Origin of the sequence: Aliivibrio sp. 1S175 (assembly GCF_001690985.1) — a bacterium.
Lineage (GTDB): Bacteria > Pseudomonadota > Gammaproteobacteria > Enterobacterales > Vibrionaceae > Aliivibrio.
Genome location: NZ_MAJS01000035.1, coordinates 200,809 through 223,428, shown reverse-complemented (window position 1 = coordinate 223,428; position 22,620 = coordinate 200,809). Strand labels below are relative to the sequence as shown.

General features: G+C 39.8%; 15 protein-coding genes. 3 read left to right on the top strand and 12 right to left on the bottom strand.

Annotation, left to right across the window (positions count from 1 at the left end):
- Positions 1-2,004 (bottom strand): prolyl oligopeptidase family serine peptidase, encoded by a 2,004-nt coding sequence (locus A6E06_RS12380; protein WP_065593422.1) that lies wholly within the window; start codon positions 2,002-2,004, stop codon positions 1-3.
- 261 nt (positions 2,005-2,265) lie between these two features.
- On the bottom strand, positions 2,266-2,733 hold the full coding sequence (locus A6E06_RS12375; protein ID WP_065593423.1) for a MarR family winged helix-turn-helix transcriptional regulator: 468 nt from the start codon (positions 2,731-2,733) through the stop codon (positions 2,266-2,268).
- Positions 2,734-2,881: 148 nt separating this feature from the next.
- Between A6E06_RS12375 and A6E06_RS12370 the strand changes: the two genes are divergently transcribed.
- Both A6E06_RS12370 and A6E06_RS12365 read left to right on the top strand, forming a co-directional pair.
- Positions 2,882-3,304, top strand: a complete 423-nt coding sequence (locus A6E06_RS12370; protein WP_017021830.1) for an organic hydroperoxide resistance protein — start codon at positions 2,882-2,884, stop codon at positions 3,302-3,304.
- Positions 3,305-3,341: 37 nt separating this feature from the next.
- A complete protein-coding gene (locus A6E06_RS12365) occupies positions 3,342-3,737 on the top strand; it encodes a DoxX family protein (RefSeq protein ID WP_065593424.1) in 396 nt (131 codons plus the stop codon).
- A 106-nt stretch (positions 3,738-3,843) separates the two neighbouring features.
- Here the strand turns inward: A6E06_RS12365 and ygjK are convergent, their stop codons facing one another.
- The 3 genes from ygjK to A6E06_RS12350 form a co-directional block, all read right to left on the bottom strand.
- Entirely contained in the window at positions 3,844-6,225 is a 2,382-nt protein-coding gene (gene ygjK, locus A6E06_RS12360) for an alpha-glucosidase (protein ID WP_065593425.1), read from the bottom strand.
- Between the two features lie 142 nt (positions 6,226-6,367).
- Positions 6,368-7,363, bottom strand: a complete 996-nt coding sequence (gene ygjJ, locus A6E06_RS12355) for a protein YgjJ (RefSeq protein WP_065593426.1) — start codon at positions 7,361-7,363, stop codon at positions 6,368-6,370.
- 234 nt (positions 7,364-7,597) lie between these two features.
- Positions 7,598-8,368, bottom strand: a complete 771-nt coding sequence (locus A6E06_RS12350; protein ID WP_176703454.1) for a helix-turn-helix domain-containing protein — start codon at positions 8,366-8,368, stop codon at positions 7,598-7,600.
- 94 nt (positions 8,369-8,462) lie between these two features.
- Between A6E06_RS12350 and A6E06_RS12345 the strand changes: the two genes are divergently transcribed.
- Positions 8,463-9,695, top strand: coding sequence for a CynX/NimT family MFS transporter (locus A6E06_RS12345; protein WP_065593427.1), 1,233 nt, complete (start codon positions 8,463-8,465; stop codon positions 9,693-9,695).
- Positions 9,696-9,822: 127 nt separating this feature from the next.
- Here the strand turns inward: A6E06_RS12345 and A6E06_RS12340 are convergent, their stop codons facing one another.
- The 7 genes from A6E06_RS12340 to A6E06_RS12310 all read right to left on the bottom strand — a co-directional run bounded on the left by A6E06_RS12340 (position 9,823) and on the right by A6E06_RS12310 (position 22,561).
- Positions 9,823-11,244, bottom strand: a complete 1,422-nt coding sequence (locus A6E06_RS12340) for an amino acid permease (protein WP_065593428.1) — start codon at positions 11,242-11,244, stop codon at positions 9,823-9,825.
- A gap of 303 nt (positions 11,245-11,547) precedes the next feature.
- Complete coding sequence (locus A6E06_RS12335) at positions 11,548-14,457, bottom strand: HD domain-containing phosphohydrolase (protein ID WP_255312085.1); 2,910 nt, start codon at positions 14,455-14,457, stop codon at positions 11,548-11,550.
- A gap of 161 nt (positions 14,458-14,618) precedes the next feature.
- Entirely contained in the window at positions 14,619-16,046 is a 1,428-nt protein-coding gene (locus A6E06_RS12330; RefSeq protein ID WP_065593429.1) for an amino acid permease, read from the bottom strand.
- A gap of 131 nt (positions 16,047-16,177) precedes the next feature.
- Positions 16,178-16,630: a beta-galactosidase subunit beta gene (locus A6E06_RS12325; RefSeq protein WP_065593430.1), complete on the bottom strand. Its 453-nt coding sequence runs from the start codon at positions 16,628-16,630 to the stop codon at positions 16,178-16,180.
- Positions 16,630-19,731 (bottom strand): beta-galactosidase subunit alpha, encoded by a 3,102-nt coding sequence (ebgA, locus tag A6E06_RS12320; protein WP_083190329.1) that lies wholly within the window; start codon positions 19,729-19,731, stop codon positions 16,630-16,632. Before ebgA ends, A6E06_RS12325 begins: the two co-directional genes overlap by 1 nt.
- Positions 19,732-20,071: 340 nt before the next feature.
- Positions 20,072-21,067, bottom strand: coding sequence for a transcriptional regulator EbgR (gene ebgR, locus A6E06_RS12315; protein WP_065593432.1), 996 nt, complete (start codon positions 21,065-21,067; stop codon positions 20,072-20,074).
- A gap of 153 nt (positions 21,068-21,220) precedes the next feature.
- Positions 21,221-22,561: an MATE family efflux transporter gene (locus tag A6E06_RS12310; protein WP_065593433.1), complete on the bottom strand. Its 1,341-nt coding sequence runs from the start codon at positions 22,559-22,561 to the stop codon at positions 21,221-21,223.
- Positions 22,562-22,620: the final 59 nt, after the last annotated feature.

Here is a 22,620-nt window from a genome sequence, read left to right as displayed (position 1 = left end):
TTAGTTATTTGTTAGAGATAAAAGGAAAATATATTCAAACGCTTGTTGCGCTAATGCGTCTCGTCTATCGGTGGAATGGCCTTGATTGAAATGGGTTTCAAGTAAATAAGGGCCAGATCCTGTGCTCTTATTTCGTATTTTGGTTAGGTATTTTGCCCCTTCCCAATAAGGAACTCGGCGATCATGAAAGCCGACTTGAACAAGAAGAGGGGGGTAAGCCTGTTTTATGATATTAAAGTAAGGATCGGTTTGTTTCATAATGCGTAGCTCGTCAGGGATCGTCGGGTTTCCCCATTCGCTGTATTGCTGCATTGTGAGCGGTAATGTGGGATCTGACATGCTGTTTACAACATCAACAAAAGGGACATTCAATGTGGCCCCTTGAAATGCATCAGGCTGTTGGTTGATAGCAGAAGCCACTAATGTTCCTCCGGCGCTTGAGCCCAATGCGTAAATAGGATGAAGACCATTGTGGTAATAGCGCATTGTTTTTGCTGCGGTAATAAAATCAGTGGTGGCATGTTGTCGGTTAAGCCCTCGACCTGCGTTATACCAAGCATCGCCGTTATAGCCACCGCCTCTGACATGAGCAATGGCGTAAATAATCCCGCGATCCAATAAGCTGATGATTTGTGGCATAAAGTAAGGTTTCATCGTGACACCGTAAGCGCCATAACCATAAAGAAAGACTGGGCTATCGCTGTGTATTTTGTCTTTTCTGTACGCAAGCGTGATTGGTAAATCGACACCATTATCAGTCATGATTATTTGCTCAGTCACGTAATGAGAGGGGGTTATTGTTGGGTAATTATCTTGTGAATAAAGCGTTCGTTCTAATGTTGAGCTATTTACCTTTTCCCATTTTGGCGGTTGAATCATCGACATACTGCGGATATAGAGAGTATTACTTTTAAAGTCACCCACACGACTTACCCATGCCGCTTGCCCTGATGTTGTCAAAGGCTCAATGTCGCGCACTTTTCCGGTATTATTTAAATAGATCAGTTGAGCGTTTTCCCCATTTCCGACTGAGACGACTGGTCCAGATGAAAATAAGTAAAAGTTAGTCAGCGGATGATCTGGCAATGGGCGAAATAGAGATTTCCAATGGGTTATTTCCGTCATTTTAGTTAGGGGGACGGAATACAAGGCAAAATGATGGTCTTTAATATTGCTGTTAATTACAACGGCGTTATTGGCGATATCTGCATAGTACTCAATACCTTCAACACGAGGCTTTATCGGAGAGGATAGATGGCCGGTGATTAAATTTAGTACTCGCTGTTCGCTGCTGTTGTCATTGTTTGATTGAACCAAAGCGTAGTCGAGATCGCTGGCTTGGTAAAAAGACAATAACCAGTCTTTTGTTTGTTCTTTAGCGATAGATTTGATTGTTGAATTAGCTAGAGTGAATTCAACTAATTCAAAGGGCCTAGAAGAAAGGTCTTCTTGTTTAATGAGATACAAAGAGCGGTCATCATGAGACCACATAATGCTTGAATCTACGTTATGAATGAGAGTGGTAATGGTTTGTGTTTTTAAATCGATGACACTGATTTGGTATTGTTCTGATCCGGTCAGATCTTCGCTAATGGCCAATGTTTTATGATCATTACTCAGTGCCCAGCGACCTAAATGATAATAATCAAATGAGTTCGAGCGTTCTGAAATATTAAATAATACGGTCAGTTTTTTTGTTTTTAACGAGCGAGAAAGGAGTTGGCGTTGTCCATCATGTTGAGTGATCGCATATTCTGCATTTCCAATAATATGCCATGGTTGCTGAGATTTAATGGGGTGATTGTCTTGCCATTCTTGCAGTAGTTCGTTGATTTTAGGCTCAAGAGTGGCTTTGAATTTTTCTGTTTGTGTATTTTCATTACTCAAATAGTCGATAACTTGAGTGTTGCTGCGAGAATCGTCTCTTAACCATTGCAAATCGTCTTGAGCAAAAGTGGGGGCAGAGAGAATCAATAACCAATAAAAGAGAGTAAAATAGTTCATAAGCACAGCAAATCCATGAGTTAATTTAATAAACACAGTAAATGCTACATATAAATGAGAATGAGATCAATTATCATTTTCATTTGTTCTTTTTGTTATTGGGACGAGTGTCACAATTTAAAGGGTTAACCTGACGTTTTTTTACATTCAGTGAGTGGATTTATACTGTTTTTTATCCTAGGGGTGGTGCGGAGAGGGAAAGTGAATGGAGTGAAGAGAGCACACAGTAGTTCGATGAATCGTCATACTGTGCGTTTGATGTTAGTTTTGTAAGTTAGACAGTAGCTTTTCACAAGTGGCTTTTAATTGCTGTAATTCTTCAATTTCTAATTGGCTTTTACAGAAAATACCACTAGGAACTGACAAGGCACGCTCTTTTAATTTATGGCCTTGCTGGGTTAGAAAAACCAATCGAATGCGTTCATCTTCGCTACTTCGCTCTCTTGTGATGAAGCCTTTTACTTCTAAACGTTTCAGTAAAGGCGTCAGCGTACCGGAATCAAGATGAAGGTCATGACCGAGATCTTTTACATTAATGCCACTTTTTTCCCAAATAACCATCATTGTTAGGTATTGAGAGTAAGTAAGGTCAAGTTCATTTAATAATGGGCGATACGCTCTGATCATGGCATTCGATGCGCTATAAAGAGAGAAGCATACTTGGTTTTTAAGTAACAATTGAGGTGCTTCCACTTCATTTTTACTGTGTTTCTCAGTTGAATTCGTCATTTCACACCCTTATTAAAAATAGATTGCGCACAATATACTTGTATTTTGTCTTCGGATCGACTTATACTTATTGAAAATAAATTGTGCGCAATCTAATTGCTAGCAATTAAAGTGGCTAATTATCGTATTTAATTTAAAGGACATCATTATGACGACGCTATATACAACAAAAGCAACAGCATCAGCAGGACGTAACGGCCAAGTAACGACAGACGACAACATGCTTGATCTTGCTTTAAGCTACCCTAAAGAAATGGGCGGTACAGGGGAAGCAACAAACCCTGAGCAATTGTTTGCGGCGGGTTATTCTGCGTGTTTTTCAAATGCGATTATTCACGTAGCTCGCGAGATGAAAATCAAATTAACGCAAGCGCCTGTAACCGCTGAAGTAGGCATTGGTCCAAATGATACGAACGGTTTTTCACTCACGGTTGCATTGGTTATTACGTTGGATCTAGAAAATACGGAAGCGCAAGAATTAGTGAAAATAGCACACCAAGTGTGCCCATACTCAAACGCAGTTAAAGGCAATATTGATGTGAAACTGTCAGTAAATGGTATTGCACTATAATTGATTCAATAAGTTGATGTGATTAAGGAAAAATAACGTGAACACTTTATTGTTAACCGCTGGTCGTGTACTTCTGGCATTGTACTTTTTAATCCCCGGCATCATGAAATTTGTGTCGTGGGATATGCATATTCAATTGATGGAAAAGCATGATATGCCATTTGTGCCTGTTTTACTGGGACTTGCTGGTGTTTTCCAAATTGGTGCCGCAGTTTTACTAATAACGAATCGTTTTACGTGGATAGTCGCCTTATTATTGGCAGGATTAGTGTTGGTTATTAATGTGTCGTTGCATGATTTCTGGAATTATTCAGGATTGGAAGGCGCACACGAGATGCAGAATTTCATTAAGAACTTAGGTATTTTTGCTGGTTTATTGGTACTTTCTGGTCACTCAATGCCTGAGTGTTGTAAAGAAAAAGCCAAATCGTAATAACGATATAAAACAATCTCAAATTAAAATAGTAAAAAAGGGATATGACGTTAATCATATCCCTTTTTGTTGTCTGTTATTTAAGATGTGCTAAGTAAAGCGTTTATTATTTTTCTGCGGTGAAGAAATCGTTATACAGCATGTAAAGGTGAGCAGAGCTCCAAGAGAAGTTTGGTGCGCCTTGCTGTTCACCCGTTAGTGGGTTGTAGTTTTCGCGGATAGGACCATCGCCAACCAAGCCATCTGCATGATCAAAGAAAGCGCCTGCCATTTCAACCGCATCGTCACGATAGCCATAGCTTTCCATGCCTTTTAGACCAAAGTAAAATTGATCAACCCACACGCGTCCACGCCAGTAAATATCAGGACCAAAAGCAGGGCTTGTTAATGCCGCAGTGCCTAATGGAACATATGTATTGAACTCTGCAGGGTCTTTCATTACTTTTACAACGGCATCAGCATTGGCTTGCGTTGCGGCTTTATTGAAGAGTGGTGACCAACCTTCTGGGCCTTTACCGCGCTCAACAATTGGTTTACCTGCACAGCCATTAGCCAGAGGTTTATCTTCAATACGAATGTCGTAGAAGAACCCCGTACCTTCATCAAACATACACGTATTGATGTAGCTTGCTAAGTGGTCGGCTTTTTCACGGAAAATAATGGCTTCATCACTGCGGCCTATTATGTCAGCCATTTCCGCGAGGTATTGATTATCACTGTACATGTAACTTGCTTGATCCACGGATTCTTGCAGCAATGAATAGCCCAGTAATGTACCGTCTTTATCTCGGTTTTGAGCGAATTTCACTTCCCAATCAGATCGTTTTCCGCCATTGGCGACATAAGCATCCAGTTGATCTTTATCTATGAAACCAAAAGCGGCGGCGTCATCACGACCTGATTCCCAAGAAGCGGCAGTTTGTGCGGGGATCTCAATGTGGTCATAATCACCAGATTGAATGATCTCTTGGTATTTATCTAGGCCAGACAATTCTTCTGTTTTGCCGTTACGTTCAACCGTAAACAGCATCTCGCCCGCGTCAGTATTGTGGGCTTTGTCGCGTGAAGCTCCGTATTCTGGTACGCCATTGCCATTGTTATCACGGTTATGTAACCACCAATCATGATACGCGACCAGTTTAGGGTACATTTCTTCTAACCATGCTTTATCATTAGTGGTTTTGTAAACTTCCATAACCGCCCATGCGGCAAGGCTTGGCTTAGTATTTCGTTCGTTCCAATTCCCGCCATCACCGCCACGCTCAGGGCTTGTGTTGTAGGCTAATAAATCAGGAATAAAACCCGCATCCCAAGGACGAACTTTATCGTCGGCTTGAATTTGATAAGCAAACATCGCGCGAATATTGTCTTTTGCTACTTCAGGGTTGAAGTGTGCCATTGCATACGCTTGCTTCCATGTATCCCACGGCCATGTTTGGTTGCCAGAGAACCAACGAGCCGTGACCGATGGAGTGACAGAATCAAACTCCATTGCACCAGCCGCACCGCGCCAGTTACCGTTTAAGGTTTCCATTGCTTTTACTGCAACACGCTCTTGCGCTGGGGTTGCGTTTGGATTACTTAACCCTCTTTCAAGGTATTCTTGCCAACGATTTTCGGTTGCCGACATGTATTGATTCGGATTAGCTAGAATATCGTTGATTTTCGCTTGTTCTTTTTTGTTTTCTTCAGCCGTTAATACATGAGAATAAGTGGTGTAAATAGTAGTGGATTGCTCAATATTAGCGGTAGAAGTAAATGTTAAGCCATCAACAGTAGTCGCTGTTGGAATTGATTTATGAACTTGATATTCAGAGGCTCCAGACGTTAATAACGACCATGTTGCACGCACTTCACCAAAAGTGACTTTTAAGCCATCATCTGTTGCTTCAATTTGACGATCATAATCAGGGTATGCTTCAGAAATGGTTTTATCTGATTGAGATTTTTCTTCTTTTGCGTGATTTCCTTCGATTAGCTCACCATCCCAAATCAGCTCAACAGGCGAGTTGGTTGTGATTTTAGTTTCGACTAACGAAGTACGGTTAGTGGCAAAGCGCAGTGTCATTTCTACTTTTACGTCATCAGAACTTAATACTTGCACTAATGCGCCAGGAAGGCTGTACGCTTCCATAGTAAATTCAACTTTCTTGCCATCTTTAAATACACTTAGGCGATCGAAATTGTTTGCCATGAAATTAATGTATTCTTCGGTAAGTAGAGCTGTTCCTGGGAAACCACCCATACCATCATCGTTGTCTGGTAGTAGATGACCGTGCCAAGAGCCCATGTCAAAGAATGGGTTAAAACGTTGATGATCATCAAAATCGTAATCACGCATATATTCAGGGGAACCCGTGCGATCAATCACGTCTTTAAATTGTGCCGCTTTAAGCTCAGTAGAGTTAAGGTCTGTAGGTGATGTTTGTGCGCAGCCCACAGCAAAAAGGGCAGTAGCAACAGCAAGTGCAGAAATTTTTAAATTCATAATTAAATTCTTATAATTGATTTAGCAAGCATTTAGTAAAATTTAGTAAAGTTAACTTGGTAGATATTATTGATAAAGAGAACAATTGTCCGTGAACTCAGTCTCATTTAATGAAGCTGAGTTCAGGAAGAGTGTGATGTCGTTACCAGTAATAGTACTGCATGATAAATATTTCGTTGGCTGAATCTGTCGTGTCATTATTCATGAAAAACTTAGTATCAATCGCGGTAGCAAATTTACCATCGGCGTATTCATACCAAACACCACCATTGAGGTAAGAGGTCGTTTCATCTTCGGCTGTATCAAGCTTAGTATTGGCATAGTTATAAGCCGCAGAAAGGTAAACTCCCTTAGCCACTTCATAATAAGCACTGGTCATGATGCCTGTTTCTGTACCTTCACTAATGTCATTACCTTGATCGGTATGATGCCAAACTCGAGCGGCTAAGGTTTTATATTCCGCTCCGATTAAGTACATCTCACCATCGCCATCGGTAAATTCAGCACCACCAAGTAACGTTAAGTTTTCGGCAATATCATACTGAACATAACCATTTACAAAGGCGGTATAGCTGTATTTATTGGCGTATTCATCATATTTACCGAAGTGAACAAGAGCATCATCTTCAGAAAAATCAGACTCTGGTGCTGCAGAAACACTGTAACGAAGGGCTCCTTCCTCATTACGGATTTTAATTCCTACATTTACATCTCGGGTATTTGGTAGGGTATAACCATTTTCTGGTGTTGCATCTCCCCACCATTGAATATCATCCAAAGATGAGTCTATGCGACCAGCAATAAACTCTGTTCCTGCGTCAGTTCTATAACCAGCATAAAAGCGGTTGATCCCTCCTTCAAATCCACCCCAACCATGGCCGGTTGCCCATGCATTGCCATCATCATCCGCTTGTACTGTCCAACCCTCACCGTAAATGAGACCGAACCAGTTGCCTTCTTCAATGGCGAGTCCGCCTTCAATATAGGTGCCATCACTGTAGCGACCTTTATCGTCACCATCAAAGAATGTGCGACCACCAATGCCCATTTCACCGTAAAAGTCGGTTTCAATGGCATGGACATTCGCTGTTAAAAGTAGAGTGGAAAGTAAAGACAGCTTTGCAAAAGTAGGTTTCATGTTTAGAGGTTCTCACTGTTGTGGGTAAATTTTTCTTATTAGAAATTGATTGGGTTACTCGGTAATAAATAAATACGGAGTGAATTATCAATAAAGAAAGAATAGCGAGGAGAGATAAGAAAAAGAAGAATAAAACGGCATAAATGTGAGGGTGATGAGGCTGTTTTTACCTATATTTACTTAAAGTTTTACTTCTAAAAAGATCTAATTTACATAGACCTTATTAAGGAGTATTTACTTAATCTTCATGTATTGTTTTGGTGAGCGGCCTAATGTTTTTTTGAAGAAAGAGATAAACGCACTGACCGATTCATAACCCAAATCTTCAGCAATGCGTTGAACCGCGTCTCCAGAAGAGAGTTTTTGCAACGCCACTACAATGTGTAATTGACTGCGCCAATGGCCAAAGGTCATTCCTAACTCTTGTTTTACTAATCTTGATAGCGTTCTTTCACTCATGGCAAAGCGTTTTGCCCATTCACCAACAGTGAGGCGATTGCTTGGATCACCGTACATTTCTTTGGCTATTTTATGTAAGCGAGGCTCTGAGGGGATAGGGAAATCAAAGTGCTCTGCTGGCATGGCGGTTAATTCATCGAGCAGTACCTCTACTAATCTTGCGGTTCGCCCTTCGGCTTCATAATGTTGATCGGTTGATGATAACGCAATGATCGATTCGCGCAATAAAGGGGAGATAGACAAGGTACAGCTCTTCTCTGGAATGCCTTTTATGTCGGGATCAATAAAAAGCATACACACATCAGAACCTGATGATATTCGATTGCTGTGAAATACTTGGCTTGGTATCCAAACGGCACAATTTGCAGGTACCATCCAAATGGCGTCGGCAATAGTACAAGTGACAAATCCGCTTAACGGCATCACCAATTGACCTCTTTGATGCTGATGAAAGACCGTTTCTTCTTCTTGATTAATACGAAGAGCGGTGACTTTTTGTGAGTAGGCATCAGAATCAAAATTATAAAATATTGAATTGTTAGGCATGGCTTTGACCGTTTATCGTTATTTATTGTCAATATACATAAATTCGGATGAGAAAGTAAGGTATATGATAGAGCCTAGATTTGAGGAGATTGATATGTCACATAAAAATAAAATTAAAAAACTGGCGCACCCTGGGCTTGTGATTGTTGGTATTTTACTTATTGCGAGTAATCTTCGAGGTCCAATTACGGGAATTGGACCCATTTTAGATTTCATTTCACAAGATTTGGGATTAACGGCAACAGAAGCCGGAATGATCACCACCGTTCCTCTGTTGGCCTTTGCTTTCTTTTCTCCTATTTCATCAGGATTAGCTCGAAAAATAGGATTAGAATCGTCATTAATGGTGGCTTTGATCGCGATTACCGTCGGTGTTCTTCTTCGTTCGGCTGGGTCGGCTCCGATGCTGTTTTTAGGAACCAGTATTATTGGGGTCGGTATTGCGATTGGTAATGTATTACTGCCAAGTTTACTAAAGCGAGATTTTCCAAAGAAAGTGACGACGTTTACGGCTATCTATGTATTAATGATGGGGGTTGGGTCGACCATTAGTTCAAGTTCCGCTATACCAATGCTAAATTTAGCAGATTCTTTGGGTATCACGGCCATACCAAATTGGGCTGTATCACTGGGTTCGGTCATTATCTTTCCCATTATCGCTATTGCAGTGTGGTCATTACAGTTAGGTAATCGCACGGCACCAACGAAAGATACGGCACAAATTGACAGTCACAGCTATATCTGGAAAACAGCGGCGGCATGGCAAGTGACGGTTTTCTTAGGGTTGAACTCATTCATTATGTACATCTTCATTGCTTGGTTACCGACTATCTTGGTTGATAATGGGTATTCAGAGCATCAAGCGGGGTATTTACATGGGATTTTACAACTTTCAACAGCGGTACCGGCGTTAATTCTTATTCCGTTAATGTCGAAAATAAAAGACAAACGAGTATTAAGTGTGTTGATGTCAACGTTAGCGTTTGTTGGTATCTGTGGTTTATTAACGATGCCAGAGCTGGCGGTTGTTTGGATCATTATGTTTGGTTTTAGTTGTGGTGGTGGTTTTATTTTAGGTTTGTCGTTTGTTGGTATTCGAACTCACGATGCACATCAAGCGGCCGCATTATCAGGGATGGCTCAATGTATGGGGTATCTTCTTGCGGCAGGAGGGCCTATCTTTTTTGGTTTGTTGCATGAGATGACAGGAAGCTGGAATGCGCCATTGATGATGTGTCTTGGTGTTTGTATTGCGTGGGGTATCACTGCGATGTTTGCAGGGCTGCCATATACGATAGATAAAAAAGGCCATGCCAAACGAGTGTAATATTCATTTCATACTGATTGCATTTAGGCATTAGCTAAATAAGAACAGACACAAAAAAGGCACTGAGGAGATCAGTGCCTTTTGATTTTAGGGAGATACGAAAACTAAACGCTAATTTGATTCCTACCTATTTTACCGTTGCTGTTTTTAGTTCAGCATTTTTAGCTTGTTTCTTTTCAAAGCGAGAGATCCACCACCATGCAATGGCAGAGAATACAGCGGTCATAAACACGTTAATAAAGAAGGCCTTAACTAAATCAACACCGGTTGGGAAGGCTGATGCAGTCATACTTACGACAAAGATAGCAATAAGAACAGACACCACACTCATACCAAACTTACGAGAACCCATGCGGAAATCTCGTGGCGTATCGTCATACTTAAGACGGAAAACAAAGTAAGCAACCATAATAAAGATCGGCGGTAGCATTGCGGTACCAGCAGTTAGGTTGATAGCGGTGTTCATCATTTCTTGTACTGATTCAGAACCAAAGCCATTCACGATTAACATTACAACAACGAAAGCAAATTGCCACCAAGCGGCGCGAACAGGAACACCGTGTTCATTTAGTTCAGTTGTTTTCTCACCGTAAACACCTTTTGGAATTTCAGAGAAGTGAATCTTAACAGGAGCAGCAGTCCACATCATCATCGAGCCAAACATAGCGATGAACAGAACGATACCAACAAAGCGACCAACTAATGATTCAGAGATACTGAAGTACTGAGCCATACCCGTAAATATTTCAACCATACCACCTGCGTAAGTCAACGATTCACGAGGCACAAACACGTTAACTAGCAGAGAGCCTACCGCGTACATAGCGCCTATAAGAACACCTGCTGCGATGATTACTTTAATGAAAGTCTTCTGACCGCCTTTCACATCTTTCAAGTAGGCTGCGGCGGTTTCTGCCCCACCGGCTGCTTGGAAAATCCAACACATAATGCCGAGTGTTGCCCAGTTAATGGTTGGAGTCATTGCTTCTAGTGTGATTGGTTCTGCTGGAACGTGATCCCCACCCAATGCCATTAGCGCGCCAATGACGTAAATACCAAACAATGCGAACACACCGTATGCCACTAACTCTGAAATTTTACCTAACCAAGATGCCCCTTTAGTTGAAATATGGGTAGCCCCGGCAAACAACACAATCGATATGATAGAAGTCACCATTGGCGAGAAACTGTATTCATAACCCAGCATTGCATAAGACGCGTAAGCAATAACGTTAGGTAATAGAGAGATAAACCAAAATAGATTTACGAACCAATAAAGGAAAGAACCTAAATACGCCGCTTTAGTGCCTAATGGTTTTTTTAGCCAATCGTACATGCCTGATTCTGAATCTTTGTTTGCAGACACAAATTCAGAGATGATAAATACGAATGGAATGAAGTAAACAAGGGTAGCAAGTAAAAAGATGGGCGCAGAACTCAGTCCCAATTCGATATTATTATTCACAATGTTGCGGACATTAAAGACCGCGGCGAGGGTCATAGACAGTAAAGCAAATTTTCCTATTGTCCCTCGTAAAGAATCAGACATAGTAATGGTATCCCTATAGTTATGTTTGCAGATTACTCTAATTAATAGTTTTAGGTAACTTTTAGTAAAATTATGGTAATTAAATTTACTAAAAGTTACTGTGAGTTCTGTCATTAAACCGGGAATAAAAAAACAGCAAACTGTGATGGGGATCTACGCTAGCATAGAGAATAGTGATCAGTAGAAAAATAAAAGAAATAACTTTGCACCCATATTTATAGGTGCAAAGAAGTCAGACATAGGAAGTACGGAAGGTTATTTGGGTTGTCGTGCGCAATAAACCAGAAAGTAGCGCTAATACGACTAGCTTAGGTAGTTATTAATATCAACGTCATCACATTGTTCTGGGTTTAAGTGTATTTCTGCGTATTTGAGATAAAGACCAGAGGTTAAAAACAAATTAAATAAGGCTTTATCTATGTGTTTATCTTTAACCATGAAGCTCATGATTTTTAAAGATTCCGTTAATGTTTTTGCTTTCTTATATGGTCGATCGTGACTGGTTAGGGCTTCAAAAATATCAGCAATAGCCATTGCTCGTGCGGTGAGTGGCATTTCTTCTGCTTTTAGTCCCATAGGGTAACCAGTGCCATCGACTTTTTCATGATGGCCACCTGCTATTTTTGGAACATCCTTCATCGTTTTTGGAAATGGGAGAGCTTCCAGCATTTTAATGGTCTGAATAATATGGTCATTTATTGTGAATCGCTCTTCATTATTTAACGTACCGCGCTGAATCGATAGATTATAGGCTTCACCAATATTATTTGTGTATTCTGGAGGTTGTAATGTAAAGCGTGGATCTTGATCTGTATTGGTTGTTCTCGGAATTAAGTGGGATTGATTGTCTTGTAAGAGAGTAACCGTTAAGGGAACTCGGATGTTATTTGAGCTATTCAGGCGTGCTTTTTCTTCCCATGCCAGACCAAGACTATTATCTAGTGTCTGTACCCAGGTTTGTTGACCAATTTTCTGAATTTTTTCAGCGTCTTGCTCTGATAAGAACTCATCACCCACATTTACCCTCGCAATAAGAGCAAATTCTTCATCTAATCGTTGCCATTCTTGTTCCAGTTCTTCTCTATACTCATCAGGCAGTGTGTTGTTGAACGCTTGTTTCCATTGTTTTATTTCAGCATCACGTTTTAATACTTCAAATCTTGTTCTTATTTCATGAATTCGATTGTAAATAGTTTCTAATTTTGTTGCTTTATCAACGATGTATTCTGGTGTGGTTATTTTACCGCAATCATGTAACCACGAAGCAATTCTTAACTCTTCTTGTTGTGTTGAACTCAGTTTAAAATCGTTAAAGGGTGGAGTGGAAGAATCACTTGCCACTTGCGAAAGCCATTGGGTTAATAAAGGCACTTTCTGGCAATGGTTTCCAGTATAAGGAGACTTTGTATCTATCGCACTTGCCATTATTTGAATAAAAGAGTCGAGTAAATTCTTTTGATTTTGTTGCATTTTTCTTCCATCGAGAGCAATCGCGGTATAATTCACTAAGGATTCAAAGTAGTGAAATTGAGTATGACGAATGTACTCGCTCTCTTTCACATCAAACACTAATACCATTGCCCCTATGGTTTGTTTTTCTCTAGAAAATAAAGGAAAGGTGATAGACCATATTTGTTCACTGTTTAAACCCAATTTGCCCTGTTCTTGTTTGTCGAGCAGATTAATATTAAGGTTTTCAAAGGGTTTCTTTTTGATCATCATGTGTTCAATTATTTTTGCTATTTTTTCATCATTTAGAGCAAAGCTTTCTAATTGACTAATGTCTTCGTTTTGTGTGGTGGCTCTCCATGCAAATTGAGGCTCTATGTGCGTTTCTGCATCATTAACAAGGTAAAGATAAGCAGCGTTTGCTTTTGTTGCTTCGGCAGTACTGCGGCCAATGAGTTTTATTAATTCATCAAAATCATTTTCTTTTGATATTGAGTTCGTTAGATTGAAGTAATTTTCTATTGCTGATTTCATGCTGGAAATCGATCGGGTTAGATTTTCTATTTCAAGAATTTTAGTAGGAGTTTGATCGATAGATGAAAAATCAAATGTAGATATTAATCGTGCTTGCTCTGTGGCTTGTTGCATTGGCTTTGATATTCTTTGTGATAGGAAGTAGACGCAAGGAATAGATAGAATAAGGATAACGAAAGACCACAAGATGGTTTGTTGGCGAATAATATAGGCACTAGATAATAACTCTGATTCTTTTACCGCAATCAATAAGTTTAATGTTCGCTCTGTATTAATTTGAACCGAAAATATTTTCCCATACCATTTTTCGCCATTATTTTGATATGGTTGAATTTCTTGGTCTAAATTGATGTGATTAATTGAATTTAATACCTCAGGGTTAAATAAATCACTCAAATTAATAATTTTACTTTCTTCTTTTTTAATTAAAGCGAGGCTAGGGGCATTACTTGCGTAAACGATGCTTTTTTCATCGTAAAGCACTCTAAGAGAGGAAGGGTAAATAGTCGTACTTTTTAATACGTGACTGAGTTTTTCCATTAAAATATCAGCACTTACAACAACGTTATTCTCAGCTTTCTTATGAAGGGTTAAACCAAATTGTTGTAATCCTGAAAAGTAACGAGGTTTAGATAAAACAATTTTTTCTTTGTTTGAATTCTTAAACCAATTTTCATTTCTTGGGTCATATTGATGTTCATTAAGTTCATCTGAACGGATAAAACGTGCTTGATCATCGTAGAAAAAAACGGTGGTTTTATTTTCGATAACAGAGTTATGATTGATGAAGAAATAGTAGGTACTCTCTGGTGCGTTTAGTCTTTTTCTAAATAAAGAATTACCTAATATACCAACCCCAAACCAATCGCCATTTGGAAAGGTAATACGATAAGTTGAAACGTGTTTATGTAAATCTAATAGCATCGCTAATTCGGTAAAGTAAGCGTTGCGGTGCTCTAATGTTTCGGTATGGACTATATCTCTCTTGGTGAGCTTAGAGATTGCGTTAAATACAGGTCGGTATTCACTTCTTATTAAGTTACTTGTTTCGGTTGATACTCGGGAAAAAATGCTTGAGGTAGCTTCAAGCAAAAGGTGATTAATACCTTTGTTGGTTATGTATATTTGCACCGAACAGATGACTACGATCATTACCGTAAACAACGTCGATATATGAATGTGCAGTGGCAATAGTAGTTTGTTTTTTATTCTTATTCTTAGGGAGTTCATAACACACCATTGATTTTTATTATCTAGAATAAACGTAGTTTACAAATAGGGAAAAATCGATGGCGAATAACGGATAAAGTATTAATTAAAATAAAAAAACCGAGAGTGTGATTACTCTCGTTTTTTTTCTGTTTAGTTTTATTTAATTAAAAAACCATGAATTATTGAACAGAAGGTTTTGCTTCTTCAATTCGTTCTTCTTTAGATAATGATTTTTCGTACTTGCTATATTTCCACCACGCATAACCAAGGAAGATAACAATACCACCGACGTTGTAGAAGATGATGGTCATGATGTCGCCACCAGTAGGGAAGGTTGACGCAAAGAAACCAACCGTAAAGATACCAATTAAGATAGAAACAATCGTGATACCCGTGAAGCGAGAGCCCATTTTAAAGTCACGCTCTAGATGATCCAGTTTTATACGTAAGTTTAAGTACGCAATCATGATGAACAGTGGTGGAAGCATAGAGGCTGCCGCTGTCATGTTAATGATGGTGCTCATTAAGTCTTGTACCGTATCAGACGCTAATGTTGGGATAAACATCAGTGGAATAACGATTAAGAATTGAATCCATGCGGCACGTACTGGGACGCCTTCTTTGTTTAGGGCGACTGTCTTTTCACCAAAAATACCTTTTGGAATTTCAGAGAAGAAGATTTTAACTGGTGTAGCTGTCCACATTAGTAACGAACCTAGCATTGCAGTAAACGAGACGATACCAACAAAACGGTTCATGATAATTTCAGAAAGACCGAAGTGTCTTGCCATGCCTTCAAATACTTGAACAGAGCCACCAGTAAATTTAAGCTCTTCACGAGAGACAAACACGTTAGCAACGACTGAACCGACAGAATAAAGCACACCGATAAAGATACCTGCAATGATGATCACTTTAACGAACGATTTGTGACCGCCTTTGATGTCGTTTACATAAACCGCAACCGATTCTGCACCGCCTGCCGCCATGAATATCCATGTGATTACACCAAGGAATGCCCAGTTAAATGTTGGAGTCATTGCTTCAATAGTGATTGGGTCTGCTGGTTCAATACCACCAAGAAGTGCACCACCTGATAGAAGAATGTATGACAAAGTGAGTAGTAACATTAACGATGAAGTGATAGAGGTTATTGGCCCTAACAGTTTTGCACCATTGTTTGATACGTGCGTTGCTACTGCAAAGAGTAGGGTACTTAATACCGCCGTAGTGAGTGGCGTAAATATGTACTCGAACCCTAAGAAAGCGTAAGACGCATAAGCGATAATTCTTGGCAGTAAAGAGGTAAAGAAAAATAGGTTAACAAACCAATAAGTATAGGCCGTGATGAATGCCCAACGGCCACCTAATGAGCTTTTTACCCATGCGTAAACGCCAGCTTCAGAGCTTTTATTTAAGGATACAAATTCAGCTACTATTAAACAGAATGGAACAAAATAGAGTAGAGTAGCAAGAAAGAACATCGGGGCGGAAGATAAGCCAATTTCGATGTTATTGTTAATGATATTATTGAAGCTATAAACTGCTGCAAAGGTCATAGACAGCAAGGCGAACTTGCCTATGGTGCCTCGTGTTGATGTAGACATAAGGTACTCCGATGAATCACATATTGTAGGTATGATGGGAGAGATTTGGTTGCGATTTGCGATCCAATCTCTCCCTATTATTTGGCTCTGAATATATTTTCAGATGCCGTTTATTATTGGTTTTCTATTGCTTATTTATTCAGGAAGTAACCGTCTTCGATAGTGACTTTTAGAACCACTTTACGAACACGACTATCGCCATGGAATTTGTAGGCTTTACTGTTATCAAATACTGCGACTTGGCCTTCACAAAGTTGATGTATTTGACCGCTGCCATTTAGGTGCTCACGGTCCGTTTCATCTGAATACGCTTGCACGCTTTCTAGTTCAGATTTATCAGCGACTTCTATCGTTTCACGACCTTCTAGGTAGTAATGAATATCGAAGTAACGACGGTTTCCAACAAAGTTTTCAGTGTTTTTAGCCACGCCATCTTCAATCATGTACACCAGAGAATCACCAATCGAATACATAATGCCATCTCTAAGATTCGCAATGTTTTCAATTGCTTCTACACAACGGTTCCATTTACGGCCGTCACGATATACCACTTTAAATTGTTCTAGGTTGTCTAAAATGATCATTACTTTTCTCCGCCTTCAACTGTTGTTTTTGAAGTGAATGTCGTGTTTGAGGTAAATGTGTGATTAGCTAATGTTTTTGGTGAACAGCCACCCTTTTGGAATGGAACCAAAGTCAGTGCGTATTGGAATTTATCCATGTAAACACGGTATGAATCCAACACCTCAGAGCCCCAAGAGTTTGAACCTAAGCCCATTAATTTATGGTCAAGGTTAAGTGTGATGTAGCCACTCTTCTCAAGCTCAATCGTGTGCTGTGCTTCGTGAATGTTTTGGCTAGTGTAGAACCAAGCGCTGAAGTTAATATCTTGCTCAGGTTTAACAAACAAACCACTACCATGACGATTGGCTAGCGATGCCCAACGAACGTGTTGACGGTTGCCGTTATTTTGTGGGAACGGGTAGTTCTCAAACATATTCGCAACGGTGGTTTGGTATACATCAATCATGTTTGCTTGTTGGCTGTCTTGGTAGTTCTCTTCAGGACCTCGGCCGTAGTATTGAACTTGGTCAAACTCATTATTGATGCCAAGATCTAAACCAATCACAGGGATAACATGAGGGTAATCACCGTAACGTTCACCAGATAACTGAATATTTAACTGGCCTTCTTTATTGATTTCATAAACGTAAGTACAACGCATACCAAAATCAAACACAGGTGGCGCAATAATGCTGGTTACCGTGAAAGTGGCTTTACCATTTGATGCATCAAGGTCGATGGAGCGGAAGTGCTCTTGCATGATTTGAAGATGCGCAGGCTCCCACAGACCTTCATGCTCTTGCTTATGGTTATCCACCATTGGTTTGAAGAAATTCAGTTTAGGTGATCTTGCGATTAACTCTTCGCCATTCACTAGCCATGAGGTTAATTTACCGTTCACTTTTGAGAAAGTAAGCGCAAAGTTCAACCCTTTCACTACATAATCTAAACGAGATGTTGTGATATCAAGAGCTATCGCATTGCTGTTAGAGAACACTGGCAGTTGCTCTGTGTTTTCTTTTAACTGAACTTGGTAAATCGCAATGTCGTGATTTGCTTCGCTGTATAGAGTGCGAGAATCTTTACGCACAGTGAAGTTAATGAAGGCTTCACGGCCGTCTAGCTCTGGCAGTGCGATTTCAATATCACGGCTTGAGTTTTCAACCAAACCTTCTACTTTAAGCGTGGTGCTTTGCAGTGTTTCGCCTTCGGCACGGATCTCTGCGGTAATGGTGTAGTCATCAAGGTTTGAGAACCACAGTTTATTGTCTACTGTGAAAATGCCGTTTGCTGCGTCTTTCGCTTGGATCTTAACTGGTGCGATAACTTGCTTGTACTCTTTCAAGCCAGGACCTGGAGTTTGATCCGAGTAAACTAAGCCATCCATACAGAAGTTGTAGTTGTTTGGATAATCGCCGTAATCGCCACCGTATTTTAAGAACTCAGTGCCGTTTTCATCTTTAGCTAGGATGCCGTGATCACACCATTCCCAAACATAATGTCCTTGAATAGAGTCATGCTTGTAGAACACGTTTTGGTATTCAGTTAACCCACCTGGGCCGTTACCCATTGCGTGTGCGTATTCACAAATGATGCGTGGTTTATTATGAGGGTGCTCACCAAAGGCATTCATTAGTTGAGCGCGTGAGTACATGGTACTGATGATATCAACCACTTCAGCATCACGGTCTTCTTCATAATGAACCAGACGAGTGTCATCAATTGCTTTTGCAGCATCGTACATAGATTTGATATTACAGCCGTAGCCAGATTCGTTACCTAGCGACCACATGATGATTGATGCATGGTTTTTCTGTGCATGAATATGGCGTTGAATTCGTTCTACAAAGACGTCTTTCCATTCTGGATCATTGGTAATTCGGCTTAAATCTCCAACGTTAGCAAAGCCGTGTGTTTCTACATCGGTTTCACCCATAACAAATAAGCCGTAAACGTCACACAGTTCATAGAAACGTGGGTCGTTAGGGTAGTGTGCAGTACGAACAGAGTTAATGTTGTGTTGCTTCATCAATACGATGTCTTTCTCAACACGATCCATACCTACAGCACGACCTTTTAAGTGGTCGTTATCGTGACGGTTTACGCCATGCAGCATTACGTATTTGTTGTTGATGTAGAACAGGCCATCACGCACTTTAATGTCACGGAAACCAACGCGGTTTGGGATGATTTCTAGTGTTTTACCGTTTTCATCTTTTAGAGTTAGGATAAGTTGGTATAGGTAAGGATTTTCTGCCGTCCAATGCGTTGGGTTTTCCATATCAATCTTGATATCGACACTATGGTTCGCATCAAAAGAAAGCGAATTTACAGAACCTTCAGAAACAGCCGTCTTACCATCAAACAGTGCGTAACCAAGTGAATAATTAGATATTGAGCTATTTGTTAGGTTTTCTAATTGTGCCTTACAAGACAATGTCGCACTTTGATAGTTTTCATCAAAATCAGCACGAATCGTAATGTCTTGAACATGAACTTGCTCTTTACCTACGAGGTAAACATCACGGAAGATACCGCCTGTCCACCACATATCTTGGTCTTCAATATAGGTTGAATCAGCCCATTGCATCACACGAACAGAAAGCAGGTTTTCACCTTGTTGTGCAAATTCAGAGATATCAAATTCTGCGGTTAAACGGCTGCCTTTACTAAAACCAATGTAATTACCGTTTACGTACACTTCAAAGTAAGTTTCTACGCCATCAAATTTGATAATAGTTTGTTTGTCGTTCCACGTTTCGCCTAGAGTGAATGTACGTTGGTAAGCGCCTGTTGGGTTATCACTTGGTACAAAAGGAACATCGATAGGGAAAGGAAAGCCTTCATCTGTGTATTGAAGATCGCCATGACCTTCCATTTGCCACATGTTAGGAACAGTAATATTGCCCCAATCGCTCATGTGTTCAGAGTAGAACTCGTCAGGCACAAGCAGCGGGTTAGTGAAGAAGTTGAAAGTCCATTGGCCACTTAATAGCTGGTAGTGGCTGCTTAATTCACGTTGGAATGTTTTTGCAGACTGAACTGAATCGTATGAGAAGAAGTAAGCGCGTGGTGCCATGCGGTTCTCATTTAAACGGAAGAAGTTTTCCCAATTGTTCACGTGTAGCCTCCCGGACGATGCCGATAGTTCTTATTAATAGGTAATAAATCAATCTCTGGTAAAAGATATTAACTAAAGTTTTAGTAAAGCAAATCAGTAAATTGTTTTACTTTTAACTTGGTCACATAATGAACTGAGCTTTGTGAGCTTGGTAACGTTAATCTGAGTTGTAGAAACAATTCATTAACTTGAATTGATTAATAAATAGATAAAATAAGTGTGAAGTGATGCGGTTTTGTGCAGAAATAGAAAAGAGTAGGATAATTCGTTAAAATTTAGATGTAAAAAAAAGCAGCGAGATAAACGCTGCTTAATATCAGTAAAAAGTGATTCGAGTCATTTATTTTTTAGTGGTATCACGTAAACGTAACTTACTCGGAATATAGGCTCTGATAGGGATAACACGTTCATCACGACGACGCTCAATCAACAAGTTAACGCCTTGGCTTCCCATCAGTTCAGAATGAATGCGAACGGTAGACAGAGAAGGGAAGGTAAATTTCGCTGTCGGAATATCATTCACACTGATTAACGCGATGTCGTCAGGTATACGTAAGCCTTTTTCATGAATGGCACGTAATACACCAATAGCGATTGAATCTGAGGCAATAAATAACGCACTTGGGTGATCGGTTTCTAACATGATTTTTGCAAGCTTATAGCCCGATGAGCTTGAAAACGCACCACGATATAAATCAGATTCAGAGACCACGCCTTTTAATTGGCCGTATTCAGTAAAGACTTCTTCACGAATATCAGAGCAATCAATATCATCTTGCCCACCAATAAAGCCAATGCGATCGTAACCTTGATTGATAAAGTAGTTGATCACTTCTTTACTGATCCTTGTTAGATCTATATCAACAGAATCAAATTCTTGGTCGTGATCGGTGTAATCAATATAAACAATATTACTGCAGATCTTTTGAATCTCTTTCAGCTGCTTTTTACTTTGGCGGCCAACGAGTAAAATACCATCAACGTTATGGTTTTTAATATCAAGATTACTTTCATAGCTATTGGTTAATGCGATATCAAATTTATCACATTGGGTTTCAATACCATGACGAATTGCTAGGTAATAAGGGTCATTCACTTCTGTTTCTTGCTTATAATTATAAAGCGCTAAAAAGTGAAGATTTCCTTGTACTTGTTTTGGTAATACGGCAGCGAGTTTTCGAGTGCTACTTGTCTTGTATTCTAGCTTTTCAGCAATTTCAAAAATGCGTCGTCTGGTTTCTTCTTTTACGCTCAACGTCGGATCTTCGTTCAATACGCGAGATACGGTTGCTAATGAAACTTTAGCCTCGTTGGCGATTTCCTTTAACGTTGCCATTCATCCTCCAGCCAATCGTTTTATAATTTATTCTTTTGATATAGTACTGAATTAACACTTAGTACGATACTCAAATTATCATTAATTTAGTAAAACTTTAATTATATCGAGATAAGCACATCATATTTTAGTTAATAGAGTAATATGTTGTAGCTATAGCGTGTATTTTATCCATTTCTTTGCTCGCCAACGATAAGCCATAATCAACCCTCTAAACCACTCATCCATGGCAACGGCAAGCCAGGCTCCTAATACACCATAACCCCAATGTATACCTAAGAAGTAACTCATTACGACACCGATGCCCCACATACTTAGTATTCCCATCTGAACAGGGAATTTAATGTCTCCTGTCGCTTTTAAGGCAGATATAAATATAAGATTAAATACACGACCTGCTTCAAGCAGTATTGAGCCTGTAATTAAGCTTGCGACCAAAAGAATAACCTCAGGATCTTGGGTAAATACATCAATGATCTCGAATCGGAAAAGATAAATCGTGATAGTGATAATTAAAGAGGCAATAAAGCTGACGACAAAATATTTTTGTACTTTTAAAGTAATGTCATCTATCCATCCTTTGCCGACAAAATATCCCGTCTGAATTTGGCTGGCTTGACCGATAGAAAGGGCAAAGGCAAAAGAAATACGAGCAATGTTTTGTGCGTAAGTGAAGGCGGTTAATGACGCGGTACCCATTTGAACGATAAAGAATACTATCGCCATTTGCGCCATATTATAAGAAAGTACTTCACCTGAATTCATGGCACCAATGGTTAATATTTTCTTGTATATCGCTTTTGGTACGCCACGATATTGAGCGAGTGGTAAAGTGATTTCTTTTTTACGCAGCACCACCAAAAATAATAAGGTGCCGATGCATTGACTAAATACGGTTGAGATAGCAACACCAGCAACGCCATAAACAGGCAATCCAAAAGGTTGATACAAAGCACAGTAATTACCGATGATATTAATCGCGCCTGCAATGAGATTTATGACCATTGGGGATTTTGCGTATCCGTGACTACGTAGAATTGTTGAGAATACAATACCAATGGTGATAGAGAAGGTGAACGCTCCGCTAATTAATAAATATTCAGTTGCGTACTGTTCGACTTGGGCTTCTAAATTGTAAAGAGGGATCAAATATTCGGCGCCAGTTACGGCAAACAAACTGAGAAGTATCCCGACAATAATAGCCAGAAATACACTGGCAATACCTACATGGACGACGTCGTCGTAACGACCAGCGCCATTGTATTGAGAGATTAATATGCCAGTACCGCTGCTGACCATGCTAGAGACTACGATTAGGAAAAAGGATATTTGAGAAATAACCCCAACAGCAGAAACAGCGTGATCAGAATAGCTAGATAGCATGAAAACATCACTGGTATTAATGGCAGTGCGAAGTAGCGTTTCAATGAATATTGGCCAAGTTAAGGCAATAATATTCATTCTTTTATTCATTGTAGCTTCGGTTCTTGGCATGGAAATACGCTCTAAATAAGAAAGCGATTAAAAATAATGACATGCCGAGGGCTCAGCAT

Coding starts and splice junctions, on each gene's coding strand:
- ygjK (WP_065593425.1), bottom strand. CDS start 6,225: ATGAATTTAAAAATTTCTGCACTTGCTGTTGCTACTGCCCTTTTTGCT.
- A6E06_RS12375 (WP_065593423.1), bottom strand. CDS start 2,733: ATGACGAATTCAACTGAGAAACACAGTAAAAATGAAGTGGAAGCACCT.
- A6E06_RS12330 (WP_065593429.1), bottom strand. CDS start 16,046: ATGTCTACATCAACACGAGGCACCATAGGCAAGTTCGCCTTGCTGTCT.
- A6E06_RS12325 (WP_065593430.1), bottom strand. CDS start 16,630: ATGATCATTTTAGACAACCTAGAACAATTTAAAGTGGTATATCGTGAC.
- ebgR (WP_065593432.1), bottom strand. CDS start 21,067: ATGGCAACGTTAAAGGAAATCGCCAACGAGGCTAAAGTTTCATTAGCA.
- A6E06_RS12335 (WP_255312085.1), bottom strand. CDS start 14,457: ATGAACTCCCTAAGAATAAGAATAAAAAACAAACTACTATTGCCACTG.
- A6E06_RS12370 (WP_017021830.1), top strand. CDS start 2,882: ATGACGACGCTATATACAACAAAAGCAACAGCATCAGCAGGACGTAAC.
- A6E06_RS12380 (WP_065593422.1), bottom strand. CDS start 2,004: ATGAACTATTTTACTCTCTTTTATTGGTTATTGATTCTCTCTGCCCCC.
- A6E06_RS12340 (WP_065593428.1), bottom strand. CDS start 11,244: ATGTCTGATTCTTTACGAGGGACAATAGGAAAATTTGCTTTACTGTCT.
- A6E06_RS12345 (WP_065593427.1), top strand. CDS start 8,463: ATGTCACATAAAAATAAAATTAAAAAACTGGCGCACCCTGGGCTTGTG.
- A6E06_RS12310 (WP_065593433.1), bottom strand. CDS start 22,561: ATGCCAAGAACCGAAGCTACAATGAATAAAAGAATGAATATTATTGCC.
- ygjJ (WP_065593426.1), bottom strand. CDS start 7,363: ATGAAACCTACTTTTGCAAAGCTGTCTTTACTTTCCACTCTACTTTTA.
- A6E06_RS12350 (WP_176703454.1), bottom strand. CDS start 8,368: ATGCCTAACAATTCAATATTTTATAATTTTGATTCTGATGCCTACTCA.